At 67.3% G+C, this 16101-nt stretch carries 14 protein-coding genes and 1 pseudogene; 6 read left to right on the top strand and 9 right to left on the bottom strand.

Annotated features, from left to right (window positions below):
* Positions 1-72 precede the first annotated feature (72 nt).
* The gene (locus E3O19_RS04180; protein WP_174776894.1) at positions 73-1803 is read right to left on the bottom strand and encodes a glycerol-3-phosphate dehydrogenase/oxidase; all 1731 of its coding nucleotides are present in this window, start codon (positions 1801-1803) and stop codon (positions 73-75) included.
* 40 nt (positions 1804-1843) lie between these two features.
* Positions 1844-2962, bottom strand: coding sequence for a GuaB3 family IMP dehydrogenase-related protein (locus E3O19_RS04185; protein WP_134565520.1), 1119 nt, complete (start codon positions 2960-2962; stop codon positions 1844-1846).
* A gap of 112 nt (positions 2963-3074) precedes the next feature.
* On the opposite strand from E3O19_RS04185, the gene E3O19_RS04190 reads away from it, so the two are divergent.
* Entirely contained in the window at positions 3075-4217 is a 1143-nt protein-coding gene (locus tag E3O19_RS04190) for a MalY/PatB family protein (RefSeq protein ID WP_134565543.1), read from the top strand.
* 134 nt (positions 4218-4351) lie between these two features.
* Here E3O19_RS04190 and guaB read toward each other — a convergent pair whose 3' ends face one another.
* On the bottom strand, positions 4352-5854 hold the full coding sequence (guaB, locus tag E3O19_RS04195) for an IMP dehydrogenase (RefSeq protein WP_134565522.1): 1503 nt from the start codon (positions 5852-5854) through the stop codon (positions 4352-4354).
* 309 nt (positions 5855-6163) lie between these two features.
* Between guaB and E3O19_RS04200 the strand changes: the two genes are divergently transcribed.
* From E3O19_RS04200 to E3O19_RS04215, 4 genes are read left to right on the top strand one after another with little or no spacing between them, the layout of a single operon-like run.
* The gene (locus tag E3O19_RS04200) at positions 6164-7441 is read left to right on the top strand and encodes a branched-chain amino acid ABC transporter permease (RefSeq protein WP_134565524.1); all 1278 of its coding nucleotides are present in this window, start codon (positions 6164-6166) and stop codon (positions 7439-7441) included.
* 14 nt (positions 7442-7455) lie between these two features.
* On the top strand, positions 7456-8436 hold the full coding sequence (locus E3O19_RS04205; protein ID WP_134565545.1) for a branched-chain amino acid ABC transporter permease: 981 nt from the start codon (positions 7456-7458) through the stop codon (positions 8434-8436).
* Entirely contained in the window at positions 8426-9340 is a 915-nt protein-coding gene (locus E3O19_RS04210) for an ABC transporter ATP-binding protein (RefSeq protein WP_134565526.1), read from the top strand. Before E3O19_RS04205 ends, E3O19_RS04210 begins: the two co-directional genes overlap by 11 nt.
* Entirely contained in the window at positions 9337-10107 is a 771-nt protein-coding gene (locus E3O19_RS04215) for an ABC transporter ATP-binding protein (protein WP_134565528.1), read from the top strand. Before E3O19_RS04210 ends, E3O19_RS04215 begins: the two co-directional genes overlap by 4 nt.
* A 294-nt stretch (positions 10108-10401) precedes the next feature.
* On the opposite strand, the gene E3O19_RS04220 is transcribed toward E3O19_RS04215, so the two are convergent.
* From E3O19_RS04220 to groES, 4 genes are all read right to left on the bottom strand, one after another.
* Positions 10402-11697, bottom strand: a complete 1296-nt coding sequence (locus E3O19_RS04220) for an ABC transporter substrate-binding protein (protein ID WP_134565530.1) — start codon at positions 11695-11697, stop codon at positions 10402-10404.
* Positions 11698-11823: 126 nt separating this feature from the next.
* A complete protein-coding gene (locus tag E3O19_RS04225; protein WP_134565532.1) occupies positions 11824-12549 on the bottom strand; it encodes an ABC transporter substrate-binding protein in 726 nt (241 codons plus the stop codon).
* A 37-nt stretch (positions 12550-12586) separates the two neighbouring features.
* Entirely contained in the window at positions 12587-13528 is a 942-nt protein-coding gene (gene rarD, locus E3O19_RS04230; protein ID WP_134565534.1) for an EamA family transporter RarD, read from the bottom strand.
* A gap of 87 nt (positions 13529-13615) precedes the next feature.
* Positions 13616-13912 carry a co-chaperone GroES gene (gene groES, locus E3O19_RS04235; protein WP_134565536.1) on the bottom strand — a complete coding sequence of 99 codons (297 nt, stop codon included), beginning with the start codon at positions 13910-13912 and terminating at the stop codon, positions 13616-13618.
* Positions 13913-14041: 129 nt separating this feature from the next.
* Between groES and E3O19_RS04240 the strand changes: the two genes are divergently transcribed.
* The gene (locus E3O19_RS04240; protein ID WP_134565538.1) at positions 14042-15241 is read left to right on the top strand and encodes a class I SAM-dependent methyltransferase; all 1200 of its coding nucleotides are present in this window, start codon (positions 14042-14044) and stop codon (positions 15239-15241) included.
* 38 nt (positions 15242-15279) lie between these two features.
* Here the strand turns inward: E3O19_RS04240 and E3O19_RS04245 are convergent, their stop codons facing one another.
* Complete coding sequence (locus tag E3O19_RS04245) at positions 15280-15708, bottom strand: hypothetical protein (RefSeq protein ID WP_134565540.1); 429 nt, start codon at positions 15706-15708, stop codon at positions 15280-15282.
* Between the two features lie 8 nt (positions 15709-15716).
* Positions 15717-16101: pseudogene (locus E3O19_RS17645) on the bottom strand (DUF4190 domain-containing protein); the annotation flags it as partial.

Consider the following 16101-nt stretch of genomic DNA (forward strand, 5'->3'; position numbering starts at 1 on the left):
CCGATGCAGCGCTCGCCGCCGGCGCCGACGCTGCCGCCGGCGCCGACGCTGCCGCCGCCGACGACGCGGCCCCTACTTCGTTGCGACGATGTCGGGCGCCTCGAGCCGCACGCGGTCGGCGGACTCGTCGTCGGGCTCCAGCTGTGACGCCCTCTCGGCGGCGACCCGCTTGAGGTAGTAGGCGACCTCGCGCTCTTCCCGGTCGGTGTCCCAGCCCAGTACGTCGGCCATCAGCCGCGCGGCGACCGGCGCAGCGGACACGCCACGGTCCCACGCCTCGATCGAGATCCGGGTGCGCCGGGCGAGCACGTCTTCGAGGTGCAGGGCACCCAGGTGGCTCGCGGCGTAGACGACCTCTGCCTTGATGTAGTCGTCGGCGCCGGGCAACGGCTCACCGAGCTCCGGCGTTTCCCTGATCAGGTCGAGGAGTTCGTCGGTCAGGGTGCCGTACCGGTTGAGCAGGTGCTCGATCCGCACGGTGTGCAGCCCGAACGCCTTGGCGATCCGGCCGCGCTTGTTCCACGCGGCGCGGTACCCCTCCGCCCCGAGCAGCGGGATCTCGTCGGTGGTCGACGCGGGGATCCGCCCGTCGAGCGCGTCGACGGCCGCGTCGATCGCATCCTTCGCCATGACGCGGTACGTGGTCCACTTGCCGCCGGCTATCACGACCAGCCCTGGCACAGAGTGACCGACCAGGTGCTCCCGGGAGAGCTTCGACGTGCTCTCGGATTCCCCGGCCAGGAGGGGGCGGAGGCCGGCGTAGACGCCCTCGACGTCCTCCCGGGTGAGCGGAACCCGCACGACCGCGTTGACGTGTTCGAGCAGGTAGTCAATGTCGGCGGCGGTCGCTGCCGGGTGCGCCTTGTCCAGGTGCCAGTCGGTGTCGGTGGTGCCGATCAGCCAGTGCCGGCCCCACGGAATCACGAAGAGCACGCTCTTCTCAGTGCGCAGTAGCAGCCCCATCGCCGACTGGAACCGGTCGCGCGGCACGACGAGGTGGATCCCCTTCGACGCGCGCACCTTGAACGTGCCGCGTTCGCCGACCATGCGCTGGGTGTCGTCGGTCCAGACCCCGGTGGCGTTGACGACCTGCTTGGCGCGCACCTCAAAGCGCTCACCGGTCTGCAGGTCGTGGGCGTGCACGCCGACGACCCGTTCGCCGACCTTGATGAATCCTTCGACCCGCACCCGGCTGGCCGCGTGCGCGCCGTAGAAAGAAGCCGTGCGCACGAGCGAGGCCACGTAGAGGGCGTCGTCAACCTGAGCGTCATAGTACGTGATGCCGCCGACAATGGCATCGGTGTTCAGGCTGGGCAGGAGCCCCTTCACCTGGCGCTTCGACAGGTGGCGGTGGTGCGGCACGCCGGGCGGACGCCCGCCGGTGTAGGAGAAGATGTCGTAGAGCAACATGCCGGCACCCACGTAGAACCGCTCGGTGACGCGCTTCTTGAGCGGATAGAGGAATCGCACCGGCTTGACCAGGTGCGGCGCGATGCGCTGCAGCAGGAGCCCCCGCTCGGTGAGTGCCTCGCGCACCAGCCGGAAGTCGAGTTGTTCCAGGTAGCGGATGCCGCCGTGCACCAGTTTGGACGACCGGCTCGACGTGCCGGAAGCCCAGTCCCGCGCCTCGAGGATGCCGACGCTGAGGCCACGGGTGACCGCGTCCAGGGCGCAGCCCGCCCCGACGATTCCCCCGCCGACCACGAGGATGTCGAGCTCCTTGCCCTTCAGCCTCGCGAGTGCGGCCGCGCGTTCGTCAGGACCCAGTTTCGTGGACCGTGACACCGATTTACCTGTGGCCATGTGCTCACTCCATCCTGATGGTGTGGTACTTACCTTGACGCTAGTTCGTTCGGTACGGCGCGACAACCACTTCGACCCGCTGAAATTCCTTGAGATCCGAATACCCGGTGGTTGCCATCGACCGGCGCAGCGCGCCGACGAGGTTGGCGGTGCCGTCGGCGATCGGTGTCGGCCCGTACAGGATGGTCTCGAGCGGGGCCAGGGCACCCACCTCGACGCGCTTGCCACGGGGAAGCTTCGAGTGGTGCACCTCGGGGCCCCAGTGGAAGCCGCCGCCGGGGGCATCCGTCGCCCGGGCCAGCGCCGTGCCGAGCATGACGGCGTCGGCGCCACAGGCGATGGCCTTGACGATGTCGCCCGAGGTGTTCAGGCCGCCGTCGGCGATGACGTGCACGTAACGGCCGCCGGACTCGTCCATGTAGTCGCGGCGTGCGCCAGCGACGTCGGCCACGGCGGTGGCCATGGGAGCGTGGATGCCCAGCGAGGCCCTGGTCGTGGAAGCGGCGCCGCCGCCGAAGCCGACCAGCACTCCGGCCGCGCCGGTGCGCATGAGGTGGAGGGCCGCGGTGTACGTGGCGGCGCCGCCGACGATGACAGGCACGTCGAGTTCGTAGATGAACTTCTTGAGATTGAGCGGCTCCTGGTTCTGGGAGACGTGCTCGGCGGACACCGTCGTGCCGCGGATGACGAACAGGTCCACGCCGGCGGCGACGACAGTCTCGTACAGTTCCTGGGTGCGCTGCGGCGACAGTGCGCCGGCCACCGTGACGCCGGCGGCGCGGATCTGGGCCAGGCGCTCGGTGACCAGGCGCGGCTTGATCGGCTCGGCGTACATCTCCTGCATCCGGGCTGTCGCCCGATTGGCGGGCAGTTCGCGGATCTCCGCAAGGAGCGGTTCAGGGTCGTCGTAACGGGTCCACAGTCCCTCGAGGTCCAACACGCCGACCCCGCCGAGCTGGCCCATCATGATGGCCGTCGTCGGCGACACCACGGAGTCCATCGGCGCGGCGAGGAACGGGATGGAGAACTGGTAGGCGTCGATCGTCCAGTTGACCGAAACGTCCTCCGGGTCGCGAGTGCGCCGACTGGGCACAATCGCGATGTCGTCGAAGGCATACACGCGGCGTGCGCGCTTGGAACGGCCGATCTCGATTTCCATGCTCCCAGTTTAGGTGCCGCCCGCCGACACCACCCACCCGGCACCGGGAACGACGGCGGTCTCCGCGGCAGGCACCCTCGACGGCGCCGACCGGAAGGTGCATCCTGAGGGGATGGAAGTCACCGCCGAACCATTGGGCCTGCTGCGCGGACGCACGAGCATGAAATGGCGGAGCTACCCGAGCGACGTCCTCCCGCTGTTCATCGCTGAGATGGACTACCCGCTGGCCGAGCCGGTCGCGGAGGCACTGCACGACGCCGTGCGCCGCAACGACACCGGATACGCCGCCCCGGCCAACGACCTCGGCGAGGCGTTCGCCGAATTCGCCGGAACCCGGTGGGGCTGGCGGGTCGATCCGGACCACGTGGCCAGCACCACGGATGTCAGCGTCGCCATCGTCGAGACGCTCCGCGGCCTGATCCTCCCTGGCGACCGGGTCGTGATCACTCCCCCGGTCTACCCGCCGTTCTTCGACCTCGTCGCCGAGGCCGGTGGCCGGGTCGAGGCGGTGCCGTTGTTGCACGGCCAGACGGGTTGGACGCTCGACCTCGAGGCACTCGAGCGGGCCTTTCTCACCGGGACCCGCTTCATCCTGCTCTGCAACCCGCACAACCCGATCGGGCATCCGCACGGCATCGAGGACCTCACCGCCCTCGCCGAGCTGGCCGCCCGCCACGGCGTGACCGTGATCAGTGACGAGGTGCACGCGCCGCTCACCCAAGCCGGAGCCGCCTTCACGCCCTACCTGAGCGTTTCACCGGAGGCCGCGGAGCACGGCGTCTGCGTCACCTCCGCGAGCAAGGCCTGGAACCTCGCCGGGCTCAAGTGCGCCCTCATCGTCACCGCGTCAGAGCGGATGCGCCGGGTTGTCACCGCCCTGCCGCAGGAGGTGTCGTGGCGCACGGGCCAGTTCGGCCTGATCGCCGGGGTCGCGGCCTACCGGCACGGGCAACCGTGGCTCGAGGGGGTGCTCACCGCGCTGGACTCCAACCGTCGCCTGCTCGCCGCCCTGCTCGACGCGCAGCTGCCCGGCGTGGGGTACAGCCCGCCCGAGGCGAGCTTCCTCGCCTGGCTCGACCTGCGCAGCCTCGGCTGGGGGGACGACCCGTCTGTCGCCGCCCTGGAGCGTGCGAGGGTGGCACTCAGCCCTGGCCCGATGTTCGGTGCGCCCGGCGCCGGCTTCGCCCGCCTCAACTTCGCCTGCTCACCCGAGGTGCTCGCCGAGGCCGTCTCTCGTCTCGCCGCCGCAGTCTGAGGTCAGCCGGCGGTCGGCCCCAGGTCCGTCGGCCCCGAGGGTCGAGCCCGTCGAGCCTCGGACCTCGACTCACCAGTGGTCGAGCCCGTCAGTGATCCGGGATCTCGACACGCTCGATCACCGCACACGCTCGATCAGCGCCGGTAGTTGGGTGCCTCGACCACGATCTGCACGTCGTGCGGGTGGGACTCTTTCAGCCCCGCGGCGGTGATCCGCACGAACTTGCCCTTCTGCTTGAGCTCGTCGATCGTGCGGGCGCCCACGTAGAACATCGACTGGCGCAGCCCACCGATCAGCTGGTAGGCCACGGCGGACACCGGTCCGCGATAGGGAACCTGGCCCTCGATGCCTTCCGGAATGAGCTTGTCGTCGGACGGGACATCAGACTGGAAGTACCGGTCCTTCGAGTACGACGTCTTCGTGCCGCGGCTCTGCAGCGCGCCAAGCGAACCCATGCCGCGGTAAGTCTTGAACTGCTTCCCGTTGACGAAGACAAGCTCTCCGGGGCTTTCATCGCAGCCGGCGAGTAAGGAGCCGAGCATGACGGTGTCCGCCCCGGCCACGAGGGCCTTGGCGATGTCGCCCGAGTACTGCAAGCCGCCGTCGGCGATCACGGGGATGCCGGCCTCCCTGGCCGCGAGGGAGGCCTGGTATACGGCCGTGATCTGCGGTACGCCGACGCCGGCAACGATGCGGGTGGTGCAGATCGAGCCGGGGCCCACGCCCACCTTGATCGCGTCCGCGCCGGCGTCGATCAGGGCCTGGGCGCCGGAACGGGTCGCCACGTTGCCGCCGATGACGTCGACGCCGGCGAAGGCCGGGTCGGTCTTCAGACGACGGATGATGTCCAGCACCCCGGCGCTGTCACCGTTGGCCGTGTCGACCACGAGCACGTCGACGCCGGCTTCGAGCAGCGCGGTGGCGCGCTGCCAGGCGTCACCGAAGAAGCCGATCGCCGCGCCGACGCGCAGGCGCCCGGCGTTGTCCTTGGTCGCGGAGGGGTATTCCTCGCTCTTGTCGAAGTCCTTGACGGTGATCAGGCCGGTGAGGCGGCCCGCGTCGTCGACCAGAGGCAGTTTCTCGATCTTGTGGGTGGCGAAGATCGCGACGGCGTCCATCGGGGCCATCCCGACCTTGCCGGTGATCAGCGGGGCGGTCGTCATGACCTCGCGCACGCGAGTGGTGTGCTTCTTGGTGCCGGAGACGAAGCGCATGTCGCGGTTGGTGATGATTCCGACGAGCACGCCGTCCGAGTCGATCACCGGGAGACCGCTGATCCGATACTGGCCGCAGAGCGCGTCGACCTCGGCGACCGTGGCGTCGGGCGAAGTTGTTACCGGATTGGTAATCATGCCGGATTCGCTGCGTTTGACCAGGTCGACCTGCTCCGCCTGGTCGGAGATAGAGAGGTTGCGGTGCAGCACCCCGAGTCCGCCTTCGCGGGCCATCGCGATGGCCATTCGGGTCTCGGTGACGGTATCCATGGCACTGGAAAGCAGCGGCGTGGCCACGCTGATCCGGCGCGTCAACCGAGACATGGTCTCGGCTTCACTGGGAATGACGTCGGTGTGCCCCGGGAGGAGAAGCACGTCGTCGTAGGTGAGCCCGGTGAAACCGAACGGATCTGGCTGATCCATGAAACCCCTTTTGCGTGAGCTGAAAAATGGAAGAAGTCCGGGAATCCCAAGGATGCGACCGGTTCCTCAATGTTAAGCGAGATTGCCTCTCGCGCATTCCGGTGGCATTAAACAGCGCGACCGGCCCCGCCCGACGAACGAATTCGTCGTCGGGAGGAACATTGCCGAAACATATGAGACATAATCGGCACGTACTGTCGACAATGATGTTGACAGGTGAGACCCGGGGCAGGCTCGGTGACAGACCCAGCATGCCGCCATGGAGGTGCAGTGAATTCCCCTGAAGCTGTTCGCAGATACTCACCCAGAATGCTGGCGATCTTCCTCGGTCTGCTTTTCGCAGCCCTGACGATAGCCACGTTCTCCACGCTGTCGGCAGGCCCGGCGCACGCGGACGAAATCGGCACCGACCAGTACGACTACGTCCTGGCCGGGAACGTCCAGTTCAACCAGAAGCCGCTCGACGGCGTTCTGATCACGGTCAAGGGCTCCGGCTATGACGCCCAGGTCAAGACCGGTGTCGACGGCAAATGGAAGGTCGGCGTTCCGGAGAAGGCCACGTACACCGTGACCCTCGACGAGACGACCCTGCCCAAGGGCGTCATCGTCGCCAAGGGCGGAAGCGTCATCAAGGCCGAGTTCGGCCTCACCAAGGTCAAGTCGGTCAACTTCTTCCTCGGAGAGGGCACCCGCACGACGGTCAGCTTCTTGGACCAGTTCGTCAATCGTTTCGTCAACGGCCTCAACTTCGGCCTGCTCCTGGCCCTCGCGGCGATCGGGCTGTCCCTCATCTTCGGAACGACGGGGCTGAGCAACTTCGCCCACGCCGAGATGATCACCTTCGGCGCCCTGATGACCCTCGCCTTCTCGGTCTACCTCGGCCTGCCGGTCTGGCTCGCGATCATCATCGCGATCGTGTTGAGCGCCGGCCTCGGCTGGACCCTCGACGCCGTGATTTGGAAACCGCTGCGCCGCAAGGGCGTCGGTTTGATCCCGCTGATGATCGTGAGCATCGGTCTCTCCCTCGCCCTGCGCTACCTGTTCCAGTACTTCGTGGGCGGTGACACGAAGCAGCTGCCGGGCGCCGGCCTCGCCAAGCTGAACTTCGGTCCCATCCAGCTCTCGCCGATCGACCTCGCGAGCATGGGTATCAGCATCGTCGTGCTGCTCGCCGTGTCATACTTCCTGCTGCGCACCCGCATCGGCAAGGCGACGCGCGCAGTGTCAGACAACCCCAGCCTCGCCTCGGCGAGCGGAATCGACGTCGACGGCGTCATTCGTATCGTCTGGGTCGTCGGTGGCGGTCTCGCCGGCCTGAGCGGCATCCTGTGGGCGTACTTCCGGCCGGGGGTCAGCTGGGACATGGGCTTCCAGATCCTCCTGCTCGTCTTCGCTGCGACGACCCTCGGCGGACTGGGCACGGCCTTCGGCGCGCTGCTCGGGTCGATCATCGTCGGCCTCTTCGTCGAATTGTCGACGCTCTGGCTTCCCTCCGACCTGAAATACGTCGGTGCACTTGTTGTCTTGATCCTGGTGCTGCTGCTTCGGCCGCAAGGCATCCTGGGTCGCAAAGAAAGAATTGGCTAGAAGGGCATCCGATGATCGACTGGGGAGCAATCTTTAGCAACGCAGCCGTCGAGCTGATCAGCCCGACCACCGCCGCCTATGCCCTCGCGGCTCTCGGGCTTGCGGTTCACTTCGGCTACACCGGCCTGCTCAACTTCGGCCAGGCCGGCTTCATGGCCCTCGGCGCCTACGGGTACGCGATCTCGATCCTGAGCTTCGGCTTCCCGGTCTGGGCGGCCGTGGTCGTCGGTATCGCGGCATCCGTGATCTTCGCACTCATCCTCGGAATCCCGACCCTGCGGCTGCGCGCGGACTACCTGGCGATCGTCACGATCGCGGCCGCCGAGATCGTGCGCCTGCTGTTCACGACGAACACATTCCAGCCGCTCACCGGCTCGGCGAACGGGCTCAGCGGGTACAAGGGAGGGTTCGCAGCGCTCAACCCGATCCCCGAGGGAAGCTACGGGTTCGGGCCGTTCCAGTACAACGCCTACGACTGGTGGCTGCGCCTCGTTGCCTGGACGATCGTCGTGCTTGCCTGCCTGTTCACCTGGCAGATCATGCGCAGCCCGTGGGGCCGGGTAATCAAGGGCATCAGGGAAGACGAGGATGCCGTTCGCGCGCTGGGTAAGAACGTTTACTTCTACAAGATGCAGTCCCTCGTCCTCGGCGGCGTGTACGGCACGATCGCCGGCATGATCTTCGTGCTCCCGAGGGCCGTGGTGCCGTCGAACTACCAGACCTCGCTCACCTTCTTCATCTACGCGATCCTGCTCCTGGGTGGCGCGGCGACCATTCTCGGCCCCGTCATCGGCTCGATGATCTTCTGGGTGCTGCTCTCGTTCTTCTCCGGCTTCATCGCCCGCGCCGTCGAGGCGGGATGGCTGCCGTTCATGAGCAGCATCCAGGCCGGACAGCTGCGCTTCATCCTCGTCGGGGTGGCGATCATGCTGATCGTCATCTTCCGTCCGCAGGGCATCTTCGGCAACAAGAAGGAGTTGGCCTTTGTCAAGTGACACCGCCCCCAGCAACAAACCGGTCAAGACGACCGACCTGCACATCGGCGCCGCGGAACCCGGCTGCAAGAAACGTGACCCGATCCTCGTCGCCGACGGGGTGACCCGCACCTTCGGCGGCCTCAAGGCCGTCGACGTTGAGCATGTCGAGATCCCCCGCGGCGCTATCACGGCGCTGATCGGGCCCAACGGCGCCGGCAAGACGACCCTGTTCAATCTGCTCACCGGTTTCGACAAGCCGGACTCCGGGTCGTGGACCTTCGAGGGTCGTTCCCTGTCGGGGATGCCGGCGTTCCAGGTGGCCAGGATGGGGCAGGTGCGCACGTTCCAGCTCACCAAGGCACTCGGGCTGCTGACGGTCATGGACAACATGCTCCTCGGCGCAAAGGGCCAGACCGGGGAGAACCTGTTCCGGGCGGTCCTGCCGTTCCTCTGGCGCAAGGAGGAGTCCGCGAACGAAGCCAGGGCCATCGACATCCTGACCAGGTTCAAGCTCGACACCAAGAAGGACGACTATGCGGCTAGCCTCTCCGGCGGCCAACGCAAGCTGCTTGAGATGGCCCGTGCGCTCATGAGCGAACCGACCCTCGTAATGCTCGACGAGCCGATGGCCGGCGTCAACCCGGCGCTGACCCAGTCGCTCCTCGACCACATCCTCAACCTCAAGACCCAGGGGATGACCGTTCTGTTCGTCGAACATGACATGCACATGGTGCGGCACATCGCCGACTGGGTCATCGTCATGGCCGAGGGCCGGATCGTGGCGGAGGGGGACCCGCACGAGGTCATGCGCAACCCCGCTGTGATCGACGCCTACCTCGGCCAGCATCACGATGAGGATCTCGGCGCAGACCCGACCGCAGAGGCCGAAAATGTCGTAGCGATCAAGGAGCTCCTCGAATGACGAATCCAAGCCCGGCCGCCTATGACGTCGCCACCACGACCCGGCCGGCCGTCGTCGAGGTGAAGACCGTCACCGCCGGCTACCTGCCCGGCGTGAACATCCTCAACGCGTGCTCGCTGACCGCCTACGACGGCGAGCTCATCGGGATCATCGGCCCCAACGGGGCAGGCAAGTCGACGCTTCTCAAGTCGATCTTCGGGCAGGTCAAGGTGCGTGAGGGCGAGATCCTGCTGCGCGGCGAGAACATCACGAATCTCAAGGCGAACAAGCTCGTCTCGAAGGGTGTCGGTTTCGTGCCGCAGACGAACAACGTCTTCCCTACCCTGACCATCCAGGAAAATCTGGAAATGGGGATGTTCCAGAAGCCGAAGGGCCTCGCTGATCGCCTCGAGTTCGTCACCGAGATCTTCCCTGAGCTGAGGAAGCGGCTCCAGCAGCGGGCCGGGTCGTTGTCGGGCGGCGAACGCCAGATGGTCGCCATGTCCCGGGCGCTGATGATGGGCCCGCACGTGCTGCTGCTCGACGAGCCGAGCGCCGGGCTCTCCCCCGTGCGCCAGGACGAGGCGTTCCTCCGGGTCAAGGAGATCAACAAGGCCGGGGTGACCACGATCATGGTCGAGCAGAATGCGCGCCGCTGCCTGCAGATCTGCGATCGCGGCTATGTGCTCGACCAGGGCAGGGACGCGTACACGGGAACCGGCCGTGAGCTGCTGAACGACCCCAAGGTGATCGGCCTGTACCTGGGCACCCTCGGCCAGGACGACTAGCCACACCCCGGCCCGGCCGCCCGGGCACGGAAGCGGCGCCCGAGGACATCCTCGGGCGCCGCTTCCGTGTGTGCCCGGTGCCCGCGTGCCCCTCGTCTCCCGGCCCCGCGACGACCCCCTCCCCCTCCCGAGAGTGCGGTTTTCGCCCCTTCGGTGTTGCGGAAAGGGCAAAAACTGCACTTTCGCGGTTGGGTGAGGGGGCGGGAAAGGGGCGGTTGGGCCCGACCGGAGCGTCCGGGAACGACAGCGGGGCCCCGACCGAAGTCGGGGCCCCGCTGTCGTGCGTTGTGGTGACTAGTTGATGCGCTTGTAGGTGTTGTCTGCCTTGTACTCGTAGACGCCGATGGTCGCCTCAGTCGGGTCGCCGTTCTCATCGAACGTGACCGGGCCGGAGAAGCCGTCATAGTCGATCTGCTTGCCCTTGGCGATGCCGGCCGCACCGGACTTGAAGTCCTTAACCTTGGTGCCCTTGCCGGTGCCGCCCGAGACCTGGCGGAGGTAGTCGGCGATCGACTGCCCCTTCACGTCGTTGGCTGCGTACGCGGCGAGCGCGATGAGCACGACGGCGTCGTAGGACTCCGCCGCATAGCTGTAGTCGGTCAGGGTCGGGTTGATTGACTTGAGGCGGGTCGTGAAGTCACCGAGCGTTCCCACGTCGAGACCGGGCAGGGTGCCTTTCGCGCCGGTGATGAGGCCGGGAGCGAAGTCCTTGCTGTAGTCCGACAGGTTGCCGTCAACGAAGTAGAGCTTCTTGCCCGGGTAGCCAGTGCCGACGAGCGCGGGCGTGATGACCTTGGCCTGGTCAAAGGTGATCAGGGCGATCGCGTCCGGCTTGGCTGCGGTCACTTCGGCGATCTGAGCGGCGAAGTTGGAGTCACCCTCGTTGAACAGGGACTTGGCGACGACCTTGCCACCGGCGGCTTCGAACGCCTTCGTGGTGGAGTCGGCCAGGCCGGTGCCGTACGAGTCGTTGAGCACGATCAGCCCCAGGGTGCTGTTCCCATCCTCGGCGATCTTGTTGCCGAGAACCTCGCCCTGGAGCAGGTCGGACGGCGCGGTGCGCCAGTACAGGCCCTTGTCGGGGTACTTCGTGAAGTCCGCAGACGTGTTGGCAGGGGAAAACTGCACGACGCCCGCACCGGTGATCTGGTCAATCACGGTCTTGGAGACCCCGGAGGATGCCGCACCGATGATTGCCGTAACCTTCTGCGAGAGCAGGTCGGTCACGGAGACGGTTGCGGTGTCCGTCGTCGTGTCACCGGAGTCGCGGTAGACGGGTTCGATCGTGAGCCCGAGCTTCGCGTCGTTGATGTCCTTGACGGCGAGTGCGACACCGGCCTCCTCAGGCGGGCCGAGGAACGCGAGGGCGCCACTCTGGGGAAGGATCGTGCCGACCTTGAGGGTGAGCTTGCGGTCGCCGGCCTTGATGGCCTTCGCGTCTCCGCTCGCAGCGGGCTTGTCCGATGCAGTCGGGGCAGCGGAATTGCTGCTGCATCCGGTGAGCAGAAGTGCGCTGACGCCGACCATGGCGACACCAGTGATGACTGCCCGGACTGAGCGGGAGACCGAGGCCTTCGCGAATACGCTCATGTTGCTCCTTGGGAATAGGAAGTGAAAGGTTACAGCGATCGATTGACCGCCTTTCTGTCACATTATTGACAGGAATCGCGCGAAACAAGACAACCGGGTTACATCCGTGTAACGCGACCCAAATCGTTACGATCGGCGGCCGGTGACACCCTCATAGGCGATCTGTTGCGTCTTGGCCAGCGCAGCCGCACATTCTCCCCAGGAGCCGCAGACCATCGGGCCCGAACTCACCCGGTCGAGGGCCGGCTCGATCGACCGGCCTCCGTCGTCGCCGGCTTCCACCGCGGCCAGCGCAGCAAGAATCACCCCGTCGTAGGCCTCGCCGCCGCCGGCAGTCCCCGCCATCCCGGGGTCCATCGTGCGCAGGCGTGCCGCGAACTCCTCCCCGGCAGCGAGCGGGGTGCCCCCGTTCGCGAATTCGGCGAGCGGGACCAGCGCGACCCGAGCCGAGGCCAGAGCGGATGCAACCTCCGGCGGAACCGGATTGGTCGCATCCCAGAGCACGGCGTCCACGCCCCGGGTCAGAAGATCGGCCACGGCTGCCGTCACGTCACGGACTGAGTCCCTGTGCACGATGACGACCGGGTGGCCGAGCACGAGGCCCTGTTCGGAGAGCTCCCTGGCTGCCAGCTCGGAGCCGGCGACCTGGGCCGCCCCGGCTGCGGAGGCATCCCCCGTCATCGGGAACAGCGAGCCCAAGAGCAGCGTGCCGTCACCGGATGCCGCCACCCGCTGGGCGACGCTGGGCGCGGCTTTGGCCGGAGCCGCCTCGGTGGTCGGCGCACAGCCCGCGACGCCGACCAGGAGCAGCCCTGCTAACGCGAGCGAGGCGGCGGCGGTGCGTCGGGGCATCCGGAGTCCTTTCACGGTGCCCCGAGCGTAACCCGGGTCAGGCCGGTTCGAGGGACGCTCGCCGCGGCGCCCGCCCGCTGACGACCATGTCCGTGGTCAGGATCACCAGCGCCACCCAGACCAGGCCGAAACCGACCCAGCGTTCGGGCGGCATCGGTTCGTGCAGGATGAACACGCCGACCAGGAATTGCAGGATGGGCGCGATGAACTGAATCAGCCCCAGGTAGGTGAGCGGGAGACGCCGGGCCGCGGCGGCGAAGAAGAGCAGCGGCACGGCCGTGACGACCCCGGTGGTCAGGAGACCGACCGTGTGCCAGGGCGAGATGGTGCCGAAGGTGAGCCCCGTGACGGCTCCGACGACGATCAACTGCACGATCGCGATCGGGGCGAGCCAGATGGTTTCCAGGGTGAGTCCGGCCAGGGCGTCCACGCTGTGTCCGACGCGTTTCTTGATCAGCCCGTAGAAGCCGAACGAGAAGGCGAGCACAAGGGAGATCCAGGGCAGCGAGCCGTAGCCGATGGTGAGCACGACCACGGCGGCCAGGCTGATGCCCATGGCTACCCATTGGAGCGCCCGGAGCCGTTCGTGTAGCACCAGGACGCCGAGCAACACGGTCACGATCGGGTTGATGAAGTAGCCGAGCGCTGCCTCGACCACGTGGCCCGACAGCGTGCCGAATACGTAGGTCTGCCAGTTGACGAAGATGAGGATGCCGGCCAGGCCCATCGTCCAGACGATCCGCGGGCGGCGAAGCACCGCGAGGAGCTGACCCCACTGCTTCGTGACCGTGATCAGCAGCGTGCAGAAGACCAGGGAGAAGAGCACCCGCCACGCGACGACCTCGAACGCCCCGGTCGGGCTGAGCAGAAGGAAGTAGAGCGGCAGCATCCCCCAGAGCCCGTAGGCGAGGACCGCGTAGATGAGCCCGGTGCTGTGCGCGCTCCGCTGCGGGCGGCGTGCTTCGATGTCGGTGACCATGGTCTGCCTATCCTCAGGGACGGCCCCCGGAAACGACAAATCCCGGATGGCCATGGCCATCCGGGATTCGCTGCGTGGTGCGTCTGACTAGCGGACGACGACCGCGAGCACGTCACGGGCCGACAGCACGAGGAGATCGTCGCCACCGAACTTGACCTCGGTTCCGCCGTACTTGGAGTAGATCACCTTGTCGCCGACGGCGACGTCGATCGGGATGCGGTTGCCGTTGTCGTCGATGCGGCCGGGGCCGACGGCGACGACTTCGCCCTCCTGGGGCTTTTCCTTGGCGGTGTCAGGAATGACCAGACCTGATGCGGTGGTCTGCTCTGCGTCGACCTGCTTGATGACGATGCGATCCTCGAGCGGCTTGATGGAGACCGACACGGTTGACCTCTTTCTTAGCTAAGACTTGGTTGGCAGACTCACAGCGAGAGTGCTAAGTCGAGTTTAGGGCGCATCTGGCACTCACGCAATGTGAGTGCCAGATGCGCGCACGGTTGGTAGGTTTGCGGGATGGATCGCTCCGAGCTCGTCGAGCTGTTATCGCCGGACGGCTTGCGCCTTCTGGACTCCCTTCCGCCCTATGACCCGACGGCCGACGTCGTGCGGATGGTGAGCGACCTGCGCAAGGCCGGCCACGCCCCCGGGCTGGTCACAGCCGTACTGAACCAATCCCGGCTACGGGCACGGGCCGTGCCCAAATTCGGCGAGTTCGCCGGGCGGATGCTCTTCACCGAGGCAGGTTTGGAGCAGGCCACCCGGTTGCGCGTAGCCGCACTGCACGCCGGCCGATTCGTCGGCGCCTCACTCACCCGGGTCGTCGACCTCGGCTGCGGGATCGGCGGCGACGCCATGGCCATGTCGGCGATGGACCTCGCGGTGACGGCGGTGGACACCGATGAAGTGACCGCGACCGTCGCCAGTTTCAACCTCGCCCCGTTCGGGAATGCGGAGGTGGCGCAGGGGGACGCCGAGACGTTCGACCTCTCCGGCTTCGACGCGGCCTGGCTCGACCCGGCCCGGCGCACCGCGGGCCACAACAACACCTCTCGCCTGACCCGCCCGGGGGACTATTCCCCCAACCTCGATTTCGTATTCGGCCTGAGCGAGCGGATGCCGATCGGCGTCAAGCTCGGCCCGGGGCACGACCGCGGCCTCATCCCGGTCGGCGCGGAGGCGCAGTGGGTGTCCGTCGACGGAAAACTCGTCGAGATGGGACTGTGGTTCGGCGCCCTGGCCCGCGACGGCATCCGCCGGTCGGCCCTGCTCCTGGACCTGGCCGGGACCCACGAGCTGAGCGCGGCCGCCGACAGCGCGGATGTGGAGGTGGGGCTGCTCGGCGACTATCTCTACGAGCCCGACGGCGCGGTCATCCGCGCCCGCCTGATCGGCGACCTGGCCCGCTCGCTGAGCGCCCTCATGTTGAGCGAGGGAATCGCCTACCTCACCTCCGCCGACCTGCGCCCGACCCCGTTCGCCACGGCCTTCCGAGTGCTGGAGGTACTCCCTTTTGACGAGAAGAAGCTGCGCCTGGCACTGCAGGAACGCCGGATCGGCACGTTGGAGATCAAGAAACGCGGTGTGGACATCGACCCCGCCACGCTGCGCACCCGGCTGCGCTTGAAGGGACCCGAGTCCAGCACTCTCGTACTCACGCGGGCCGCGGGCCAGCGGGTTGCGCTGCTCGTGGAGCGTGTGCGTACGCTGGCCTGAGGCGACTCGGCCGGCCGGCGCGGATCGATTCCCCCGAGTCAGTACACGATCCTGGCCAGGGCCTGGCTGATGATCACGCACCAGGCGATCACGATCGCCAGGCCGGCGAAACCGGAGACCAGCCCCCAGGCCCACAGCGCGCCACCGAGGCGTTCGGACCGGCGCGCCAGGATCGCCAGCAGCACGGCGGCCAGCGAGAGCGGCGCCCCCCAGACGCCGAACAGGGCGACGAGCAGCCCGGCCAGTCCGAACGTGAGCGCCGCGACCGACAGTCCGCGCCCGCCCTCACGCGACTGCAGTTCGGTGTCGGTGTAGACGTACGGGACCCACTCTGTGGGCGCCGTGACCGTCGACTCGTAGTCCAGTTCACCGTCGACCGTACCTCGTGGCCGCGTGAGGTCCAGCCGGAAATTACCGCGTCCGGCGGGCGGGGCGGGTTCGTCCCCGTCCGGGCGTTCGGCCTCCATGGAGCGGTTCAGTAGCTGTATCCGGTGCTGGGAATGTTCGCGAAGACGACGGCCCAGAGAACGATGCTCAGCAGCGCCAGGAGGACACCGACTGCCCCGGTGATGATTCCGGTCAGCCAGAAAGCCTTCGCGCGCGATTCCTTGGTGCGCCCGAGGAAACCAAGCACGACGGCCCCGGCGGGAATGAACAGCCCGAAAATGCCGCCGACGATGGGGATGAACACCACCGGTGAGCCGAGGATCCCGATGATCCCGGCGACGAGCGCCAGGATGCTGAAGATCGGCTGCTTGGCGGCGGGGGCACTCGGATAGGGAGCCGGATAGGGCGCACCGGCTGCCGGCGGGGGCGGCGGCGTGCCGCCGTGGGGCGGCGGCGTGCCGCCGTGGGGCGGC

The sequence above is a fragment of the Cryobacterium algoritolerans genome (assembly GCF_004402785.1).
In the GTDB taxonomy this organism is placed as follows: Bacteria; Actinomycetota; Actinomycetes; order Actinomycetales; family Microbacteriaceae; genus Cryobacterium; species Cryobacterium algoritolerans.

What these genes read in the sequence shown, in the direction of transcription:
- E3O19_RS04180 (WP_174776894.1), bottom strand. Translation starts at nt 1,803, where the DNA reads ATGGCCACAGGTAAATCGGTGTCACGGTCCACGAAACTGGGTCCTGAC.
- E3O19_RS04185 (WP_134565520.1), bottom strand. Translation starts at nt 2,962, where the DNA reads ATGGAAATCGAGATCGGCCGTTCCAAGCGCGCACGCCGCGTGTATGCC.
- E3O19_RS04190 (WP_134565543.1), top strand. Translation starts at nt 3,075, where the DNA reads ATGGAAGTCACCGCCGAACCATTGGGCCTGCTGCGCGGACGCACGAGC.
- guaB (WP_134565522.1), bottom strand. Translation starts at nt 5,854, where the DNA reads ATGGATCAGCCAGATCCGTTCGGTTTCACCGGGCTCACCTACGACGAC.
- E3O19_RS04200 (WP_134565524.1), top strand. Translation starts at nt 6,164, where the DNA reads ATGCTGGCGATCTTCCTCGGTCTGCTTTTCGCAGCCCTGACGATAGCC.
- E3O19_RS04215 (WP_134565528.1), top strand. Translation starts at nt 9,337, where the DNA reads ATGACGAATCCAAGCCCGGCCGCCTATGACGTCGCCACCACGACCCGG.
- E3O19_RS04220 (WP_134565530.1), bottom strand. Translation starts at nt 11,697, where the DNA reads ATGAGCGTATTCGCGAAGGCCTCGGTCTCCCGCTCAGTCCGGGCAGTC.
- E3O19_RS04225 (WP_134565532.1), bottom strand. Translation starts at nt 12,549, where the DNA reads ATGCCCCGACGCACCGCCGCCGCCTCGCTCGCGTTAGCAGGGCTGCTC.
- rarD (WP_134565534.1), bottom strand. Translation starts at nt 13,528, where the DNA reads ATGGTCACCGACATCGAAGCACGCCGCCCGCAGCGGAGCGCGCACAGC.
- E3O19_RS04240 (WP_134565538.1), top strand. Translation starts at nt 14,042, where the DNA reads ATGGATCGCTCCGAGCTCGTCGAGCTGTTATCGCCGGACGGCTTGCGC.
- E3O19_RS04245 (WP_134565540.1), bottom strand. Translation starts at nt 15,708, where the DNA reads ATGGAGGCCGAACGCCCGGACGGGGACGAACCCGCCCCGCCCGCCGGA.